General features: G+C 46.6%; 17 protein-coding genes. 14 read left to right on the top strand and 3 right to left on the bottom strand.

Going from position 1 to position 18,645, the window contains the following annotated elements; translation table 11 throughout:
• Positions 1-49: 49 nt before the first annotated feature.
• Positions 50-553, bottom strand: coding sequence for a DUF2850 domain-containing protein (locus BCT11_RS10725; protein WP_039975230.1), 504 nt, complete (start codon positions 551-553; stop codon positions 50-52).
• Positions 554-774: 221 nt separating this feature from the next.
• Here BCT11_RS10725 and BCT11_RS10720 point away from each other — a divergent pair, with 221 nt between their 5' ends.
• The gene (locus BCT11_RS10720) at positions 775-1,059 is read left to right on the top strand and encodes a pyrimidine/purine nucleoside phosphorylase (protein WP_005448986.1); all 285 of its coding nucleotides are present in this window, start codon (positions 775-777) and stop codon (positions 1,057-1,059) included.
• 162 nt (positions 1,060-1,221) lie between these two features.
• Positions 1,222-1,503, top strand: a complete 282-nt coding sequence (locus BCT11_RS10715) for a hypothetical protein (protein ID WP_102388303.1) — start codon at positions 1,222-1,224, stop codon at positions 1,501-1,503.
• A gap of 20 nt (positions 1,504-1,523) precedes the next feature.
• On the opposite strand, the gene BCT11_RS10710 is transcribed toward BCT11_RS10715, so the two are convergent.
• Entirely contained in the window at positions 1,524-2,708 is a 1,185-nt protein-coding gene (locus BCT11_RS10710; protein WP_102388302.1) for a GGDEF domain-containing protein, read from the bottom strand.
• Positions 2,709-3,155: 447 nt separating this feature from the next.
• Here BCT11_RS10710 and BCT11_RS10705 point away from each other — a divergent pair, with 447 nt between their 5' ends.
• The 9 genes from BCT11_RS10705 to BCT11_RS10665 all read left to right on the top strand — a co-directional run bounded on the left by BCT11_RS10705 (position 3,156) and on the right by BCT11_RS10665 (position 14,291).
• Positions 3,156-4,487, top strand: a complete 1,332-nt coding sequence (locus tag BCT11_RS10705) for a carbohydrate porin (protein ID WP_042600344.1) — start codon at positions 3,156-3,158, stop codon at positions 4,485-4,487.
• A 418-nt stretch (positions 4,488-4,905) separates the two neighbouring features.
• Entirely contained in the window at positions 4,906-5,910 is a 1,005-nt protein-coding gene (locus BCT11_RS10700; RefSeq protein ID WP_045424808.1) for a LacI family DNA-binding transcriptional regulator, read from the top strand.
• Between the two features lie 22 nt (positions 5,911-5,932).
• Entirely contained in the window at positions 5,933-7,180 is a 1,248-nt protein-coding gene (locus BCT11_RS10695; RefSeq protein ID WP_102388301.1) for an extracellular solute-binding protein, read from the top strand.
• A gap of 60 nt (positions 7,181-7,240) precedes the next feature.
• Entirely contained in the window at positions 7,241-8,230 is a 990-nt protein-coding gene (locus tag BCT11_RS10690) for a sugar ABC transporter permease (protein ID WP_039975226.1), read from the top strand.
• A 1-nt stretch (position 8,231) separates the two neighbouring features.
• Entirely contained in the window at positions 8,232-9,116 is an 885-nt protein-coding gene (locus tag BCT11_RS10685; protein WP_102388300.1) for a carbohydrate ABC transporter permease, read from the top strand.
• Positions 9,117-9,139: 23 nt separating this feature from the next.
• On the top strand, positions 9,140-10,489 hold the full coding sequence (locus BCT11_RS10680) for a GH1 family beta-glucosidase (RefSeq protein ID WP_042600346.1): 1,350 nt from the start codon (positions 9,140-9,142) through the stop codon (positions 10,487-10,489).
• Positions 10,489-11,583, top strand: coding sequence for a sn-glycerol-3-phosphate ABC transporter ATP-binding protein UgpC (ugpC, locus tag BCT11_RS10675; protein ID WP_038869766.1), 1,095 nt, complete (start codon positions 10,489-10,491; stop codon positions 11,581-11,583). Before BCT11_RS10680 ends, ugpC begins: the two co-directional genes overlap by 1 nt.
• A 134-nt stretch (positions 11,584-11,717) precedes the next feature.
• A complete protein-coding gene (locus tag BCT11_RS10670) occupies positions 11,718-12,740 on the top strand; it encodes a substrate-binding domain-containing protein (RefSeq protein ID WP_102388299.1) in 1,023 nt (340 codons plus the stop codon).
• A gap of 210 nt (positions 12,741-12,950) precedes the next feature.
• Positions 12,951-14,291, top strand: coding sequence for an MATE family efflux transporter (locus tag BCT11_RS10665; protein WP_039978473.1), 1,341 nt, complete (start codon positions 12,951-12,953; stop codon positions 14,289-14,291).
• A gap of 78 nt (positions 14,292-14,369) precedes the next feature.
• Here BCT11_RS10665 and BCT11_RS10660 read toward each other — a convergent pair whose 3' ends face one another.
• Positions 14,370-16,049 carry an RluA family pseudouridine synthase gene (locus BCT11_RS10660; protein ID WP_102388298.1) on the bottom strand — a complete coding sequence of 560 codons (1,680 nt, stop codon included), beginning with the start codon at positions 16,047-16,049 and terminating at the stop codon, positions 14,370-14,372.
• A 246-nt stretch (positions 16,050-16,295) separates the two neighbouring features.
• Here BCT11_RS10660 and yidD point away from each other — a divergent pair, with 246 nt between their 5' ends.
• The 3 genes from yidD (at position 16,296) to BCT11_RS10645 (ending at position 18,599) form a co-directional block, all read left to right on the top strand.
• Entirely contained in the window at positions 16,296-16,646 is a 351-nt protein-coding gene (gene yidD, locus BCT11_RS10655) for a membrane protein insertion efficiency factor YidD (protein ID WP_102388297.1), read from the top strand.
• A gap of 31 nt (positions 16,647-16,677) precedes the next feature.
• The gene (locus tag BCT11_RS10650) at positions 16,678-17,652 is read left to right on the top strand and encodes a DUF3137 domain-containing protein (protein ID WP_042605937.1); all 975 of its coding nucleotides are present in this window, start codon (positions 16,678-16,680) and stop codon (positions 17,650-17,652) included.
• 149 nt (positions 17,653-17,801) lie between these two features.
• Positions 17,802-18,599 (top strand): Cof-type HAD-IIB family hydrolase, encoded by a 798-nt coding sequence (locus BCT11_RS10645; RefSeq protein ID WP_038869755.1) that lies wholly within the window; start codon positions 17,802-17,804, stop codon positions 18,597-18,599.
• Positions 18,600-18,645: the final 46 nt, after the last annotated feature.

Below are 18,645 nucleotides of genomic sequence, written 5' to 3'. Positions count from 1 at the left end.
TGTTGAATTTGGGGAAAGATACGTATGATTGATGGGGTCGATAACAAGATTACTTGCGATTGAAGTGCTCGCTCAATGCGGCTCGACGTTTGGACGCGGCACCAATTTCTGAACCTTGTACGGTGTGCTCGAATCCTTTAAGCACAAAGCGTTGGTCAGGTAGCTTTGGTTCTACGCGACGTATTTGGGGAGAGAGGTGAGAACCAGACAATTGGTAGGCTGTTTTACCTAGTCCGGTGTTTAGGGTGACAACTTTGCCATCGAACTCAAACTGGGTAGCGACGAGGCGATGGTTGCGAAAGACCCCGTCGGGAGTAAAGGAAAGTTGTTCGGTCTGATAAGGCGGCGCACCAATTTCAATCCATTCGCCATACACTTTATCTGGATCGATATAGTCGAGATAAGAAGCGTAAAGTTGGTAGCCGAGAAAGCTCAACAGCGCGCAGCCAAACGTCGCAAATCCTCCTTTGATGATTCTGAACTGATGACGAGCCCAAAATGAAGGTTGCGGTTCTGGTTTCTTCTGGCGTTTTCGGCGCGGTGTGGTCGTCATGATCCCTGCTTGTTTTCCTTTTTTAATATGGTGAGAAGCTTACGCTGCAAAAACAAACAATCTCGCCTTTGCGACACCTAAACTATGATCTGATGTCCACTTTTACATTCCGAAACACAGTTATTGAGTATTCGATAGCTCAAAAAAGGTCAATTTAGAGACTTGAGTCGTAAACCGAAACAGGGTAAAAAAGAGCTGATTTTTGATAAGGAAACCAAAGAATGAGTATTAAGGAAAACAGTTATTTTGCTGGTGGCGTAAAGTCACTGGGTTTTAGCCAACAAGGACAGGATGTCAGTGTCGGTGTGATGTTGCCAGGTGAATACACGTTTGGTACACAAGCTCCTGAACGTATGAGTGTCGTCAAAGGTGCACTGATCGTAAAGAAAGCTGGAGAGGTTGATTGGGTGACTTACAACAGCGGTGAGTTTTTTGAAGTCGAAGGTAACTCATCATTTGAGCTTCAAGTTAAAGACGCAACGGCTTACCTATGTGAGTACTTATAAGCACAGCGCCATCTCTGACAAGTGATTGAAGACTGATTTATATAGAAGCTACCTGCGGGTGGCTTTTTTATGCATGTTATTCAGATGCAACGGTTTTTGGCAATAAAGTGTTAATTATGTATATACTTAAAACAGGTGCACCCATCGACCAAGGAGGATGAGATGGCAGTACAACCTAAACATTCCGATCTTCCTCCTCGCTATGAGGCAGCGGATTTTACTAATGAGCAACGTCACCGCTTTACTAAGGTGGCCAACGCGGCTCAAAAACGACGTGCTTTCTATAAGCGAGCGATTGAGAAAAGCCTTGTCGGCAAAATGAAAGAGCGAGCGCTCAAACCTGTTCTTGTCCCACGAGATGATAAACCAAGCAAAATCGGCCAAGTGATCTGGCTTGTCACGTTTTTACTTGTTGGCTTATGGGCCATGTATATGTACGCCTAACTTAGGCTCTGCAGTTTGGTTTATAAGCTGGCGTCACGCTGCAATGAAGTCACATTTCCCATTGCGCCAACCAACGAGTGTCTTTGATGACGCAACTCTTCTGCATGTGAGCAATGCTCGTAATATGCGTACTGGTTTTTGCCAGTGTGCTTCGCAGCGTACATAGCTTTGTCTGCGCATCGAGTCAGTTCAGATAAATCTGTTGCATCTTGGCCGTAAATGGCCGCTCCTACACTCATGGTTAACTCATTGATGTTGTCGTCCGTTTGATAGCCTTTTTGGAACAGGTTGACGATACGCTCCAAAATATTGTCTAGGTCTTTCTTACCGCGCACGTCGTAAAGCATTAAGATAAACTCGTCACCAGCAAAGCGAGCAATCGAGTAGTCATGCTTGTCCGTTTTTCTGTCTTTATTACGAATGTTGTTTTTTAAGCGAGTCGCAAAGTGTTTTAACACACGGTCGCCGACATCGTGTCCGTAGTTGTCGTTAATGTGCTTGAAGTTATCGATATCTAAAAAGACTAAAGCCGTGACACTTTTGGTCTCAACTTGTTCCAACTCTTCTAACTTGGCACGTGCCCAAGTTTCAAAACTCCAACGGTTGGCTAATCCTGTTAACTGGTCAAGGTAAGCCAGTTCTTCGATGCCTTCGCGATACAGGGTTTGAATGTAGTTCACGACTTTAGAGTAATAGTAAGAAAAGGTATGACAAACAAAGCAGATAGCCACCAGCGTAAACATAAATCGGCGCTCGGTCATGTCACTGGCGGTGGGTACACTCTCTAAAAAGGTTAAACCGAAAAAGATGATGAGGGAGTACGTCACGCTAAACAGCAGACCAACTTTGAATTCGTTGATCAAGATAATGGCGGCCACTATCGGGTAGAGCCAAAGCAGTCGACCTGAAGGGGCGTCGTTATAAAGCAGTAGCAACAGTCCATCAAACATCAATACGCTTGTGAGTAGAAGATCGGCGTATTGGTGGTGACCACGGACTTTGATCAGATAGCTGATGGTTAAGCATGCCAAAGCACATAAACCAATGAGTAAACTGAGCCCCCAATTTCCTTCAAGGTAGTGTAGGACAGAGCCATAGGTTAGAAATGCAGTGGCGATGCTAGAACAGAGAAAAACTATCTTCTTTTTTCTTGTCGATCGGATATCCGCCATTTCTTCTAGGCGTGCTCCGGCCAATTTCGACATTGTGTATCCCTACTTTAGACTTATTTAATGCCTATTCTAGGTCGTAATTAAGTAGTACATGGAATAGCAAAGCCCTTAATTGTGATATGAAGCATGTTTGTTATTTACGTGACTTGTTGAATTTGTAAGAAATTTACGAAGTATGAAATGTTTCATGATTATGAAATGTTTCATGTCATCATGAGTGGATTGCTCTTATTTTGCACAAATTAACGTGATAGAAATTAAACAATCCTGTGAAATGAAAGCGATTTCAAAATGTAAAATCTAACAAGCACTATTTTAACTGTCTGATTTTACGCGCTAATAAATATTGTGAGTTTCACGCGTTGTTTCATGTCATTTTGAACACGATGGCCATGTGAAGCCGTAGCGGCTTTTCAAACGTTTCATTCCTTAAGATCCCTATTGAAATAATTACACCTACTAAAAACTTAGGGAAATCACATGAAAAACTTAAAGGTTTTACCTCTCGCGCTTGCAGTGGCCGCTTCGCTCGCTTCTCTCTCTACTTTTGCTGCCGATTCTGATGTAGAAGCTCTGGAAAAACGCATTCAAGAACTGGAGAATCGCATCGATCCTAATTATGTTGATGATCAACAACCGGCTGTACTGACTCCGGATATTGAGATTCCTTATGGTGTTGTCTTCTCCGGCTATGCTCGCTACGGCGCACATTATCAAGCTGGCGACCAGAAATATGTGATGGTTGATGGTTCATTTAATGGGTCATCAGCAATTGGTCGATTAGGTAACGAAGGCAACGGCGGTGAATTCCAGTTAGCGAAAGCGTTCAAGAATGACAGCGGTGCGATCTGGGATGTGGTTGTGATGTTCGATCACTGGGGCGATGAAGTGAACCTGAAAAAGGCTTACGCAGGTGTAACGAATGTTTTCGAAAGCCAGCCGAATGCTTACATTTGGGCGGGTCGTGATTTCCATCAACGTCCACAACAAGGCATCAATGACTACTTTTGGATGATGCATGATGGTCAAGGTGGTGGTATCAATAACCTTGAGCTTGGCTCTGTGAAACTGGATTTCGGTGTGGTTGCAGCGGTAGAAAATTGTAGCCCAGAAATTGTCGATCCGGGTTCAAACCCTTCTATCTCATGTACGGGTGGTGCAGGAACGGGTGACAGCGGCGCATACGCTTTCACTTCTAAATTGCATGGTATCGACATGGGTTTTGCAGATCTAGAGTTGTACGCAAACTACGGCTTTGATTCCGAAGCGATTGATAGCTCTGAGCACATAGACGCGTACCAATTGGGTGCGGTGATTTCTCGTGCACACGATAGTGGTTCAAACCGTTTAGTATTGCGTTATTCAGACAATGCCGATAACGGCGTATTCTGGAAAACAGAAGACCTCACTACGATTTATGCAAGTTTCGAAGGTAATGCCGATCTCGGTGAAAAAGCCGCGATTGAATACCTATTGGCTTACCACGATTATTCCGTTGATGGTTCAAGTGCGGTGGAAGATGAGCGCACCAACTACAGTGCTATCGTACGTCCGATGTACTTTTGGAACGATGCACACTCTACGTGGTTAGAAGCAGGCTACCAGATGGTCGACTACGCACGTGCTGACGATGACAATACAGGTTGGAAAGTCACCCTATCACAAAACATCTCGTTTGATTGGGGCGCTGGTGCTCGACCAATGCTGCGCTTCTACGCAACAGTCGGTGAGGTGGACAACAAAGCGACTGGCATCAACGATCCTAAGCAAGATACGCTTAGCCTAGGTGCGATGTGGGAAGCTTGGTGGTAAGCCATCTCAAACTACACTCTTAACTCTCTCTATTTTGTCATGGCGCTCATTGCAGCCAGTTGAGTGCCAAACTGTCCATTCTTAACCCTATTTTGAGCCGCATTTGCGGCTCTTTTTTTGTTTCTTACTCGCCGTTTTTGATTCATGGATCGATATTAAAGAGTTGTGAAATCAATGCCTTTGCTTGGTTTTATTTGAGCGTGAAATAACCATTTCATGAAACGGTTTCATGAGATGAAAGCAAACTGCCACGCGCCTCATTCTTTCAAACATTGCCCGAATTTAAAGGGATTTCGGTGTGATTTCTCTCACGATAACACCTCAGTGAATCCGAAATACTAGCTGCCATGAAAGCGGTTTCGAGGAGCTTATCTCGAAGCAAGATTGAATCTTGAGGTTCAAGTGGAAGAGGTTTCTTGTGGCGACGATTAAAGATGTATCTGAATACGCTGGTGTTTCTCAGGCTACGGTTTCTCGTGTGATCAACGGCACCAGCCGAGTGAGTCATGATAAAAAGCTGAAAGTCGAAAAAGCGATTCAAACACTTGGCTATCGTCCTAATTCTATTGCGCAGGCATTGGCATCAAGCCGCACGGGCAGCATTGGCATCATAGTGCCGGAGCTTGGTGGTCCATTTTACTCTGGCATCTTACACAGCATGGAAGAGCGTCTACGTCGTTTTGGCTACCACGTGATTGTTACAGCGGGTTCTAACTCAGAACAAAGTCAGCGTGAATCGGTGGAGTTCCTGCTTGGTCGACGCGTTGATGCCATGATTTTGCACGCACAAAACCTAACAGATGATTATTTAATCGATCTTAAAGAAAAGGGTATGCCGGTGGTGTTAGTTAACCGCTTCATCCCTGAAATGGCACAAAGCTGTATTGAGATCGACAACGAATTTGGTGGCCAGTTGGCGACCGAATACTTGTTGCGTATGGGGCATCGCAACATAGCGTGTATCACCGGCCCTCTGGACAAGTCCGATGCTCGGGGGCGTCTACAAGGTTACCGCAAGGCTCTTGAAGAAGCGGGAATGGAGTATGACGAAGCATTGGTCTCAGAGGCCGGTTTTACCGAAGAGTCTGGGGAAAGCGCAATGCGCAAGTTATTGAAGCGCGATTGTCATTTTACTGCCGTATTTGCTTGTAATGATCACATGGCCTTTGGTGCTTATGAAGTGCTTAAAGCCCATGGCGTTGATGTTCCTGAGCAAGTATCTCTGGTCGGATTTGATGACATTTTGTTTGCGCGCTACCTCACGCCAGCCCTTACCACAGTTAACTTCCCTATTGAGCAAATGAGTGCTGAAGCTGTCCAGCTCGTGATTCAAATCCTCAATAAAAACAAACGAGATGTGAACTTCAAATTATCACCGGCCTTAGTGCCAAGAAGTTCGGTCAAGGAACTGCATACCCTATAAAACGATAATTAAGGACAACAACATGAAACTGAAAACTTTGACGCTTGCGATGACCGCTGCATTGGGTGTGGCTGCGACGGTAAACGCAGCTGATGAATCCAAAATTCGCTTTGATGGCTTCCCAGATTTCGACAGCAGTTTGAAAGTGCTGCTACCGGATTTCGAGAAAGAAACAGGGATTAAGGTTGATTACCTGATGAATAACCACGGTGATCACCATACAAAGCTAACAACCAACCTAGCAACGGGCTCTGGTGCGGGTGATGTGATTGTTGTTGATGTAGAAAAAATAGGCCCATTTGTGGCATCGGGTGGTTTGGTTAACCTGTCTGAAAAATACGGCGCTGATAAATATGCAGAGAGCTTCGCACCTTATGCATGGGCGCAAGGTAAAGGCGCAGACGGTGATGTGTACGGTATGCCTGTCGACCTTGGTCCGGGTGTGATGTATTACCGCACTGACATTTTTGAAAAAGCGGGTATTGATATCAACGAAGCGATCAAAGATTGGGATTCTTACATCGCGGCGGGTGAAAAACTTAAACAACAGAATGTTCAGTTGATTGCCTCTGCAGCAGATGTGGCGCAAGCGATCATCTTCACCACAGTACCCGAGGGAGAAGGTCTTTACTTTGATAAAGACGGCAACCCAGTAGTGACGTCAGAGCGCTTTGTTCACGCTTTTGAAGTAGCGAAAGAGATCCGTGATAAAGGCTTGGACGGTCGCATTCTTGCGTGGTCAAACGAATGGTACGAAGGCTTCCGTAACGGCACATTTGCAACACAGCTTTCTGGTGCTTGGCTACTTGGTCACCTAAACAACTGGATTGCGCCAGAAACAGCAGGCAGCTGGGGCGTATCTAACCTTCCTGATGGTATTTACGGAAGCTGGGGCGGCTCATTCCTATCGATTCCTACGCAATCTAAGCACCAAGATGACGCTTGGAAGCTGATCGAATACATGACAACTAAGCGTGAGATTCAACTTAAACACTTCGACACTATTGCAGCGTTCCCTGCAAACACCACAACTTACGACGACCCAATGTTTGAAGAGAAAATTGAATTCTTAGGTGGTCAGCAGGCGCGCTTACTGTTTGCAGAAGTGGCACAAAACATCAAACCAGTGGCACCAGCAAAAGGCGACCACGTTGCTCGCTCTATCATCTTAGAAAATGCACTGATGGAAGTGTTGGATGAAGGTAAAGACATTGAAACGGTATTGAAAGATGCAGAGCGCATGATCAAGCGCCGTACTCGCAACATGTAAGCAATTTGCTAATTGGTAAGCAAGGAGGGCACCACGCCCTCCTGATGAGAGGTCGTTACTATGAATCAGGCAGCGAGCAAGGTAATGGAAACATCAGAGCGTGAGAGTATTTTTTCTCGTCTAAATTTGAAAGCGCTTACACCGTATGGATTCCTACTGCCGTTTTTGATTATTTTTTCCGTGTTTGGGATTTTCCCGTTACTGTTTTCTATTTTTCTTTCCTTCCATGAATGGAACCCTGTTGAAGGTTTGGGGGCGATGGATTATGTGGGTTTTGAGAATTACCACATTGCACTGACCGACCCATGGCTTTGGCGTTCATTAAAGAACACACTCTGGCTAGCGATTACATCGGGCGTGGCGCAGCACTTGGTTGCTCTACCTGTGGCGTACATTTTGGTGTCTTTGGGTGACCGTTTCCGCCATTGGTTAACGTCGGCTTACTTCCTACCGTTCATCACATCTACGGTGGCAGCGTCGCTTATCTTCTTCAACATGTACTCACCAAACTCAGGGATCATCAACCAAAGCTTAATGGCACTGGCGGACAGCACGCTCTTTGGTTGGGCATTCTCTTGGGTTAACGATTTCCAACCAATCCGTTGGTTAGATGATGCAACTATGGTGAAGCCTTCTATCGCCATCATGGTGTTCTGGAAATACACCGGTTTCAACATCGTGCTTTACACCACGGGCTTGATGACGATTCCTAAAGACATCCTAGAAGCGGCACGCATGGACGGTGCAAACGCATGGCGTCGTTTCTGGAGCATTTCGCTGCCAATGATTCGTCCATTCATCTTCTTTGCGGTCACAATGACCATCATCGGTAACTTGCAGCTGTTCGAAGAACCTTTCGTCCTAACGCGCGGTACGGGTGGTACAGGCCAGTCTGGTTTAACCATCTCTATGTACCTCTACAAAGTGGGCTGGGAGTGGTTAGAGATGGGGACTGCGTCAGCGATTTCATGGTTACTGTTTACCTTGATTGCAGGCTGTACGGCGATTCAATTCTTCTTCTTCGGTAAGAAAGGTCTAGGGGAGCAATAAGATGACTACAACTACCTTACCTACGGCGCAGCGTTGGCGTCCAAGCGACCGCAGCATCGAGATCTTTACCAAGATACTGATGGTGATTCTCGGCACTGTGTTGGTGGTGTCTGCCATCATGACCGTATTCCCGTTCATTTGGTCGGCGTTGCTATCGACGCGTGACCGTACTGAAATCTTCGGCACAGGCATCAGCTTTGCGATTGGTGACAGCCTCGCGGTGAACTACGCAAAGCTACTGGAAATCATGCCGTTTTGGCAGGCGATGTTTAACTCCATCTACATTGCTTTCTTAGGCACCACGATTTCACTGCTGTTTTGTAGCATGGGCGGTTACGCGTTTGCGGTGTACAAGTTTAAGGGCAAAAACTTGCTGTTTGGCATGTTAGTTGGCTCGATGATGATTCCACCTGTACTGAGCTTGATCCCGTACTTCATGATCGTGAAATTCCTTGGCTTGCTCGATAACCACCTTGCCGTTTGGTTACCGTTCACGACAACGCCATTTGGCATCTTCTTGATGCGCCAACACGTGGTGGCATCGATTCCGAAAGAGCTGTTAGAAGCGGCGAAGTTAGATGGCGCAGGTGAATTCCGTACTTACTGGAGCGTGGTATTGCCACTGATGAAACCGGCTCTCGCAACCCTAGCAATCGTGCAGTTTGTCTTCTTCTGGAACATGTTTATGCAGCCACTTGTGGTACTGACAACGCCAGAAAATTACGTGATTACGCAGGCACTGCGAAGTGTGCAGGGCATTCCGAATACGCCTTGGGGAGCGGTGATGCTCGGAACCACCATCTCCATTTTACCGTTAGTGATTACTTACTTATTTGCCTCTAAACAGATGATCAGCGGTTTGACCTCTGGTGCCGTCAAGGGCTAAGCGAAATAAAAGGTTTTATAACAATGAATAAATTCCAATTACCACAAGATTCTAAACTACGCAGCCCAGAGTTCTTATTCGGTGTCGCAACGTCTTCTTATCAAATTGAAGGTGGCGCACAACTGGGTGGGCGTACGCCTTCAATCTGGGACACCTTTTGCGATAAGCCAGGTGCTGTCGATAACGCAGATAATGGCGACGTGGCGTGTGACCATTTCCATCTTTGGAAGCAAGACATCGAGATGATCCAAGGTTTGGGTGTGGGCGCTTACCGTCTATCGATGGCGTGGCCTCGCATCATTCCTGAAGATGGTAAGGTGAATGAAGAAGGCTTGAAGTTCTATGAGCAAATCATCGATGAGTGCCACGCTCGCGGTTTGAAGGTTTTCGTGACGCTTTACCACTGGGATCTACCGCAATACCTTGAAGACAAAGGCGGCTGGCTAAACCGAGAAACAGCCTACAAGTTTGAGGAATACGCAAAAGTAGTTAGTGCTTACTTCGGCGACAAAATTGATTCGTACGCAACATTAAACGAACCGTTCTGCTCTGCTTATTTAGGTTACCGCTGGGGTGAACATGCTCCGGGTCTTAAGGGGGAACGTGAAGGTTTCTTGTCTGCGCACCACTTGATGTTGGCCCATGGTCTTGCGATTCCACACATGCGTAAGAATGCACCCAATGCGATGCACGGTTGTGTCTTCAATGCGACGCCAGCTTACCCATACAGTGACGCAGACATTGGTGCGGCAGAATACAGTGATGCAGAAGGCTACCATTGGTTTATGGACCCAGTACTGAAGGGGGAATACCCTCAAATTGTGTTGGATCGCCAGGCGCATAACCTACCTATGATTCTGGAAGGTGACCTCGATATTATTCAAACTGACTTGGACTTTATTGGCATTAACTTCTACACCCGTTGTGTGGTGCGCTACAACGAACATGGCGATATTGAAACAGTACCTCAACCGGAGCAAGAGCACACATTCATTGGTTGGGAAATTCACCCACAAGCGCTGACGGATTTACTCCTGCGTTTGAATGACCGTTACCCGAACCTACCACCACTTTACATCACTGAAAACGGCGCGGCTGGCGATGACCATTGCATTGACGGCGAAGTGAATGATGAGCAACGTGTGCGTTACTTCCAGCAGCACCTAGAAGCGCTAGATGCAGCTATTAAGGCTGGTGTGAAGGTCGATGGTTACTTCGCTTGGAGCCTAATGGATAACTTTGAGTGGGCTTATGGTTATAAGCAGCGCTTTGGCATTGTTCACGTGGATTACCAAACACAAAAACGCACCTTAAAAGCGAGCGCAATTGCTTATCGCAACATGCTGCTAGATCGAGCAGAGGAGAACCAGTAATGGCAAAAGTCGAATTCAAAAACATCAAGAAATCCTACGATGATGTTGAGGTTGTGAAACACTTCGACTTTACGGTTCAAGATGGCGAGTTTGTGGTTTTTCTCGGTCCTTCGGGCTGTGGTAAGTCGACTACACTACGTATGCTTGCGGGGTTGGAAAGCATCACTGGTGGTGAGATTTACGTCGGTGACAAGTTGATGAACAAAGTCGATGCCAAAGACCGTGACCTTGCGATGGTGTTCCAAAGTTATGCACTGTACCCACATATGACGGTTTACGAGAACATCGCTTTTGCCCTTAAGCTAAAAGGGATGCCAAAAGACCAAATCGATGTCGAAGTACGCAAAGCTGCGAAAATGCTTGAGCTTGACGCGTTATTAGAACGTAAGCCAAAAGAGCTGTCTGGTGGTCAACGTCAACGCGTGGCAATGGGTCGTGCAATGGTACGTACGCCAAAAGTATTCCTGTTTGATGAGCCGTTGTCGAACCTAGATGCCAAGTTACGTGGCGTCATGCGTGAAGAGATCAAACACCTTCACCGTGAACTGAAGACCACTACCATTTACGTGACACATGATCAGATTGAAGCCATGACATTGGCGGATCGCATCGTGATTCTAAAAGATGGTTATGTGGCTCAGGTCGGTACACCAACAGAAGTGTTCCAACGCCCGGCAAACAAATTTGTGGCTCAGTTTATTGGTAACCCATCAATGAACATGCTGGATGCGAAACTAGTGGGTGAGGAAGGCAACTGGGAAGTGGAATTGGGCGAGGTTCGTATTCCGTTGCCAGAACGTTTTAAAGCGCATGCGTCTAAGAACTTAGCTTTGCACTTTGGTGTTCGTCCAACGGATATCCATCTGCGTGCAGAACAGGTCGATCACGATCGCGTACTGCCGTTCCCTGTCAAAATTAAAGACAAGGAGCTACTGGGCGCCAGCATTCTATTGAAGACTGAAATCGCGGGCCAGCCTTTGATGGTGGAAACTCAAGCCGCAGAAGTGGATGTGGACACACTCACACTTTACTTAGATTTGGATGCTATTCATCTATTTGATGCGCTGAGTGAAAACTCGCTCGCAACATTCTAAACCCCCGATATGAAAGCCAGTGCGCGTTTGCGCACTGGCGACTTATCTAGTTCTCATTTCCCTTATCAAAACGTTGTCGCGCTCCCCGTCGCAACTTATATTTTTATTATTAGCTTGCTGGGAAAATTCCTACAATGAAAAAAAATAAAAAAGCGACATCCATTTATGATGTGGCAAAGTTGGCGGGGGTTTCCCCGAGTACCGTTTCACGTTTCCTCAATCGCACGACGTATGTCTCTGACGAGAAAAGTCAGAATATTGAAAAGGCGATCAAATCACTCGGTTACAAACCGAACTATCAAATGGGACAGGGCACCAATACGCGTTCAATGACGATAGGTGTGCTGATCCAGCATCCTGAAAGTCCACATTCCAGTCGTATCTTGAATGACATGGAAAAGGGGCTCAATGCACAGGGGTATTCACTTGTGATTGCTACAGGGCATTGGCAGCGTTCACTGGAATCTCATGCTTTGGAGTATTTGGCAAAGAGTAATGTAGACGGTGTAATCATCGTGACGGGCAGTTTAACGGAAGAGCAGATTCTCGATTATGCCCAGCGAATTCCCGTCGTTGCTGTTGGATATGACGTGATAGGTGACAAGGTTCGATCGATAAATATAGATAATGTATTGGGCGGATACATGGCGACGCTGCATCTAATGCAACAGGGCCATGTGAATATCGCCCATATCAAAGGGTTGTTGAATCAACCGGATGCGGTGGCTCGTTTTGTGGGATACAAAAATGCCCTGCAAGAAGCAGGTATTAAAGTGTTGCCAAAATTGGTCAAGCAAGGCGATTTCAGCAGTGAAACCGGTTATGAAAAAACCGTTGAGTTGATTGAATCGAAAGTGCACTTTTCAGCACTGTTTGCCGCCAATGACCAAACGGCCTATGGGGCGATAAAGGCATTGCATGATCATGGTATTCGTGTGCCTCAAGATGTCTCTGTGATTGGTTTTGATGACTTGCCAACTTCGCAATATTTCACACCTGCGCTTACCACAATGCGTCAACCGATTGAAGAAGTTGGTGCAGTTTGTGCTGAGTCCATTCTCAATTTGTTGAGCGGAGATAGGCACGAAGTTCGCCTGCCACCGATTGATCTGATTGTCCGTCAATCGACCGTGTCTAAGTTTCGTTCTCCGAGTTAAAGTGCGTCTCTAATCCATTAGAAAATATTTTGCGAAACAGGCGAAATATCGCTGTATTTGTGACCAAAGTCCGTCTAGAATTCGCGCCTGCATTTTGTTGATTAAATACACAACCAACAAACATAGCCAAATTCTAAGAAATCTAATTTTTTTGAACTGCCTCACAGTTTTCTGTGGGGCAGTTTTAGTTGTAGGAAAGGTCCCAAACACATGCCTAAAAGCCAGAATATCAACCAACGTATGTCCATCGTGGCATTGGCTTGGCCGATACTTGTCGAAATTTTGCTACGGACGGCTTTAGGAACCAGTGACGTATTCATGTTGAGTGGTTACTCAGACAAAGCCGTGTCTGCGGTCGGTGTTATCACTCAATTAACGTTTTTCCTGATCATCGTATCCACCTTTGTCAGCAGTGGCACGGGCATTTTGATTGCGCAATATAACGGTGCAGGGCGTGAAAGAGAGTCGGTCGATGTCGGTGTCGCCAGTGTTGCGTTATCGGTCATTGTTGGTGCGTTCTTAAGTGTACTCGCCGTGATTGGCGCGGTTTTCTTCTTACCGTATTACGGCTTAGAAGCTCAGGTTGAGCAATATGCGCGCGAGTACCTGCTGATCAGCGGTGCGATGACGTTCAACGTCACCATCGGTATCGTCTTTACCACGATTCTGCGTAGCCACGGTTATTCACGCTCACCAATGGTAGTGAACCTGATTTCTGGTGTGTTCAACATCATCGGTAACTACATTGCACTTTATCAGCCATTTGGCTTGCCTGTTTATGGAGTAGAGGGCGTAGCGGTTGCAACGGTAGTTAGCCAAGTCATTGGTACGTTATTGTTGGGCGTGATTTTGAAACGCAGCAGCATTGAACTGCCTATGTCCAAGGTAAAACAAGTGCCGAAAGACGTGTTCAAAAAGATCTTAAAAATCGGTGGCATGAACGCGGGTGAGGTGCTGTCTTACAACATGGCGCAGATCTGTATCGTGTATTTTGTAGTGCAAATGGGGACGTCATCACTTGCGGCGTTTACTTATGCGCAAAACATCGCGCGTTTCTCGTTCGCCTTTGCGTTGGCCATTGGACAGGCGGCTCAAATTCAGACTGGCTATTACATAGGTAAAGGTTGGGTAACCAGTATTCTGAAACGCGTGCAGATTTATTTCTTAGTTGGCTTTGCTGCATCAACGGCGGCAACGTGTTTGATCTACCTGTTCCACGAAGAGATTTTGAGTGTATTTACCGATCAGCCTGAAATCTTGGCATTGGCAGGCGCATTGGTGATGGGCTCAATCGTGCTAGAAGCGGGCCGCGTGTTTAACCTTATCTTCATCTCGGCACTGAAAGGCGCTGGAGATATCAAGTTCCCAGTACAGATGGGTATTCTGAGCATGTGGGGCTTGGGTGTGGTGTTTTCTTACCTCTTCGGTATTCATTTGGGTTACGGCGTGATTGGTGCTTGGATGGCGATTGCTCTGGATGAATGGGTACGCGGTATCATCATGGCAAGACGCTGGCGCTCTCAAGTGTGGACGAAGTTTAAGGTGAGTTAACCTTATCTCGCTCTAAACGTAAAAAAGGCACTGAAATTCAGTGCCTTTTTGCTATCTATTCTGCATTGATAAGTCGTTTTAAAACTCACACTCTGCTTGGAAACACATACGCTCTTTGCTGTATGGATGGTCTAACTCCAACATCTCAGCGTGCAAATGCAGGCGGTTGGCTTTTTCGCCATACAAGCCGTCACCAACCATTGCCATGCTCAATCCCATGTGGTGGGCGCTATGTACACGCAGTTGGTGGGTTCGCCCTGTTTTCGGGTACATGTACACCTTGCTGCGTCCGTCCTTGACTTCAATCAGCTGCCAGTAAGTTTCTGCAGGTTTACCGTGTTCAAAGCACACCAGTTGACGTGGACGGTCATCTGGGTCGCCACGCATCGGTAGCGAGATTTCACCTTCAGGTTCGGTTAACACGCCTTCTAACAGCGCCATATAACGCTTTTGTACGCCACGTGTGATGAATTGCTTTTGCAGGCTCTTGTTGGCGCGTTTGGTTAAAGCAAACACTAAAATCCCCGATGTCGCCATATCTAGGCGGTGAATGACGAACGGCCCTTCGACATCTGGGAACATCGCTTGCAGGCGTGTGTACGCCGAATCCTTGATGGTTTTCCCCGGAACGGAAAGCAGACCCGAAGGCTTGTTGACGATCACCATGGCTTCATCTTGGAAGAGAATTTCCAGCTCTTTATCTTCTGCCCAGTTTTCTGCTAATGGGTTTGGTTCCACATCCAAGCCTTGCAGCATGTGCCCCAAAATCGGTTGGCATTTGCTGTTGCAAGATGGGTAGAACTTCTTGTGCTGGCGCACTTCCGACTTCGGTGAAACGCCCCACCAAAACTCCGCCAAGGCAAGTGGCTGATAACCATGTTTGTATGCGAACTGAAGCAGTTTCGGTGCCGCACATTCACCTGCACCTGCTGGTGGTATTGGATTGGTGGTAGGAGAAAAAATATCCACCAAATCGCGCTCTGCGCTGTGGTTATCCAAGAAGCGGTATTGCTTATGCAGTTTGTGCTGTAGCGCATTAGACAAGTCTTTGCGCTGCTCTTTGAGTTCTGCCAGTTTTTGTTCTAGTTCGGTTAAGCGCGCTTCTTTGATTGCGAGCTTTTCGTCCCAAGCTTGTTTGAGGTACTTGAGCACATTCTTCTCAGCCACACTTTGTTTACCCAAATCATCCAGTAGCACTTTCAATTCTGCTGGGTTCAGTGTTTGTTCGCCTTGTTTGCGCTGCTGTTTACGTTCTGCGCGGCCGGCAATCATAACTTGGCGATGGGCATTTTCTTCTTGCTGATACGCTTCACGGTCGGCTTTGATTTCTGCTTTCAGTTGTGCCAGTTCAGGGTTGGCAGCAAAGGCTTTGTATTCCGCGTTCGCAGCATTGATGGCATCTGTCTCACCTCGGAAGAAACCTTCTTCTGTCAGCATGTCGAATACGGGTGGAACAAAACCTGGAAGCAAGTTTTGTTCGGCAATCTTGCCAGAGAAAGCGCTGAAATAACCAAGCTCACCTTGCGGGTTACGTACTAGCAAAACACCGAACATCTTGCCGCGTCCGTTTTGCTCATCCTCAAGACCGAAATCGTGTTCGAAGTCAGTTTGTGTCATTAGGTGCTGCTGCAATTGCCCGGCAGCCAACACACACAATGGGTGAGGCGTGTAGTAGAACGGAAACGTAAACTGCGCCGGCAAGTCGTAGCCAGAAATGTTCGCAGTAAATCGAGTAAAGCATTGTTCAGGCGAGTGCATGAGAGTGAGTCCGCGCGAAATAAAAATCGAGCACGGATTGTACCTGTTTTGGCTGTGATTGCTATTCGAAGGCGCTCCTGAGCTAGCTGTGTCGGCTTGCCTTTATTTCCTATCTCAATGATTTTCATCGCTTAGAGCGCAGAAATTAGGATTGCGTTTGAAATGATTAATTTGAGTGATGTACTGTCTTGATTGATTAATAAAGGCGTAGTTCTCAAATGACTCATTAGATGCAAAAGGAAAAGCATGTCTAAACTGGTGTTGGCATTGATACGATTTTATCAACGCTTTTTATCCCCACACAAAGGCTTCCGCTGCGCTCATGCGGTGTATTACGGCACGGATTCTTGTTCTGCTGCCATCAGCAAAATGATTCAACGCAAAGGCGTGTTTTCTAGCTATATCAGTGTTCAAGAGCAGTTTGCACGCTGTCGACATGCTCATCAGCGTCTTCAAACTAAGGAACCTTCCCGTAATCGCAAGCGGCGTAAGAACAAAGACTCATCTTGTGTAACGGACATGGGATGCAGCTCTTTGGATTGCGTTCCGAGTGACGCTTGTAGCGGTAGCAGCGACTCATCTTGCCATTGTTGGTAATGGACTCAACTCTAAAAATGAAAGGAAATTGATGACGACAGATCAGCTCAAAACACTGTTTGAAAATGACTTAAGGCACAAGCTCGAACCGCTTGAAGCTTTACGTTTAGAAGCACTGCGTCGACGCAAGTTTCTAGGTTTGGCCGTTCTGGGTTTCTTTGGCACCGTCGTGTTTGACCTTGCCACCTCTGCGACGGTGTTTGTTCTTTTGGCATTGATGCTCGGCGGTTGGGCGTACTTCAATCAAAAGCACAATCAGTTTCGCACGACCTACAAGCAGCACATCATGCAGAGTTTGTTAGCGCACATTGAGCCCTCACTCACTTGGGACCCAAATCGCAAGTTATCCAAAGAGACCTTCGAGCGCAGCGGCTTGTATTTAGACCGTTGTGATGGCTTTGTGAGTGACGATTATATTTCAGGCACCATCGGTGATGCGAAGGTGGTGATGTCTGAGATAGAAGCGTCAAAGCTCATCAATTCAGGAAGCGACAGCTCGAGTAAGCATCACGTATTTTTTGCGGGGCTGTTTTGTGAAATAGACGTTCCGATGAATGACGACGTTTGCACCTTTGTTTTGAGTGACCGCGATGATGGGCCAACGCTTCGTGAAAAGCTGTGGGACCGCTTCTTCAAGATTCAGATAGGTAAAAGAGTGCGAATGGGTCACCCAGAGTTTGACCAACAGTATGAGGTGTACAGCGACGATTTAGACACCGCAAAGCAACTGCTGACGGATGAATTGATCGAGCGTGTGCTGACTTTTCATCGTGAGAGCGAGTTTTCTCGCTTGTCGTTTTCTCAAGTGAACGGAAAGCTCTATATTGCCATTTCGCATTGGAAAGAACTGTTTGAGCCAAAATTGGATGAGCCAGCGGGGGAGTTTGAAGCCGTTGCTGAGATTTATCGCGAACTCGATTTCTTGATTGGCACCATTCACAGTCTGGGGCTGGCCAAACCAATGGTTCAGCCCATGGCGGAATCTAGTACCTTGGCTACCGCCTAATTTCCTCATTATCTCAAGCTGATTCCTGAATGATACCCTATCATTTCGGCTTGAGATTCACCCAATATCCTGTACCTTACCAAGACTATTTTTTGCAGCCTGCTTTCATTCGATGAGTGACCTGCGCTGCTTTATTTGAGTTTAAGTTCATGTCACAAGCTAGCATCAAATTTATTGCCACCGATATGGATGGCACCTTACTTGACCAATACGGTCGTTTAGACCCTGAGTTCTTTGATCTGTTTTTGCAGCTAGAAGAGAAGGGCATTCTATTCTCGGCGGCATCGGGGCGTCAGTACTACAGTTTGCGCGATACGTTTGCACCGATTCAAGACCGTATGATTTATGTGGCGGAAAACGGCACCTTGGTGATGTACCAAGATAAAGAGCTATATAGCTGCACCATTCCAAAAACAGAAATTGATGCGATCATCCAAGCGGCTCGTGAAATTGAAGGCACGCACCTAGTGCTGTGTGGTAAGCGTTCGGCTTACATTGAAACCAAAGATCCTAAAGCGTTGGAAGAGTTCCAGAAGTACTACCATCGCTGTGAATACGTGCCAGATCTATTGGCCGTTGACGATGAGTTTATCAAGGTAGCGATTTGTCACTTTGGTGGTTCTGAAGAGTTGGTTTTCCCAACCATGAGTGCGAAGTTTGGTCACAGTCATCAAGTTGTGGTGAGCGCGAAGATTTGGCTAGACGTGATGAATGCAGAAGCATCAAAAGGCGCGGCGATCAAACACCTTCAAGATACCATGGGGTTTGGTCCAGAAGAGACCATGACGTTTGGTGATTACCTGAATGACCTAGAGATGCTGCAAGTGAGCGAGCATTCCTACGCGATGGAAAACGCGCACGAAGCGGTGAAGAAAATCGCACGTTTCTCCGCACCAAGCAATCGTGACTCGGGCGTAATGAAAGTGATCAAAGAGAAAGTACTTTAATCTCTGCCTCGCCAGTTTCGAACATAAAAATGTATGGTCCGCCCCG

This window comes from Vibrio sp. 10N.222.52.B12 (genome assembly GCF_002875385.1).
GTDB lineage: Bacteria > Pseudomonadota > Gammaproteobacteria > Enterobacterales > Vibrionaceae > Vibrio > Vibrio jasicida.
Note: the sequence above shows the minus strand (reverse complement) of the source record. Positions and strands in the feature narration are given on the sequence as shown.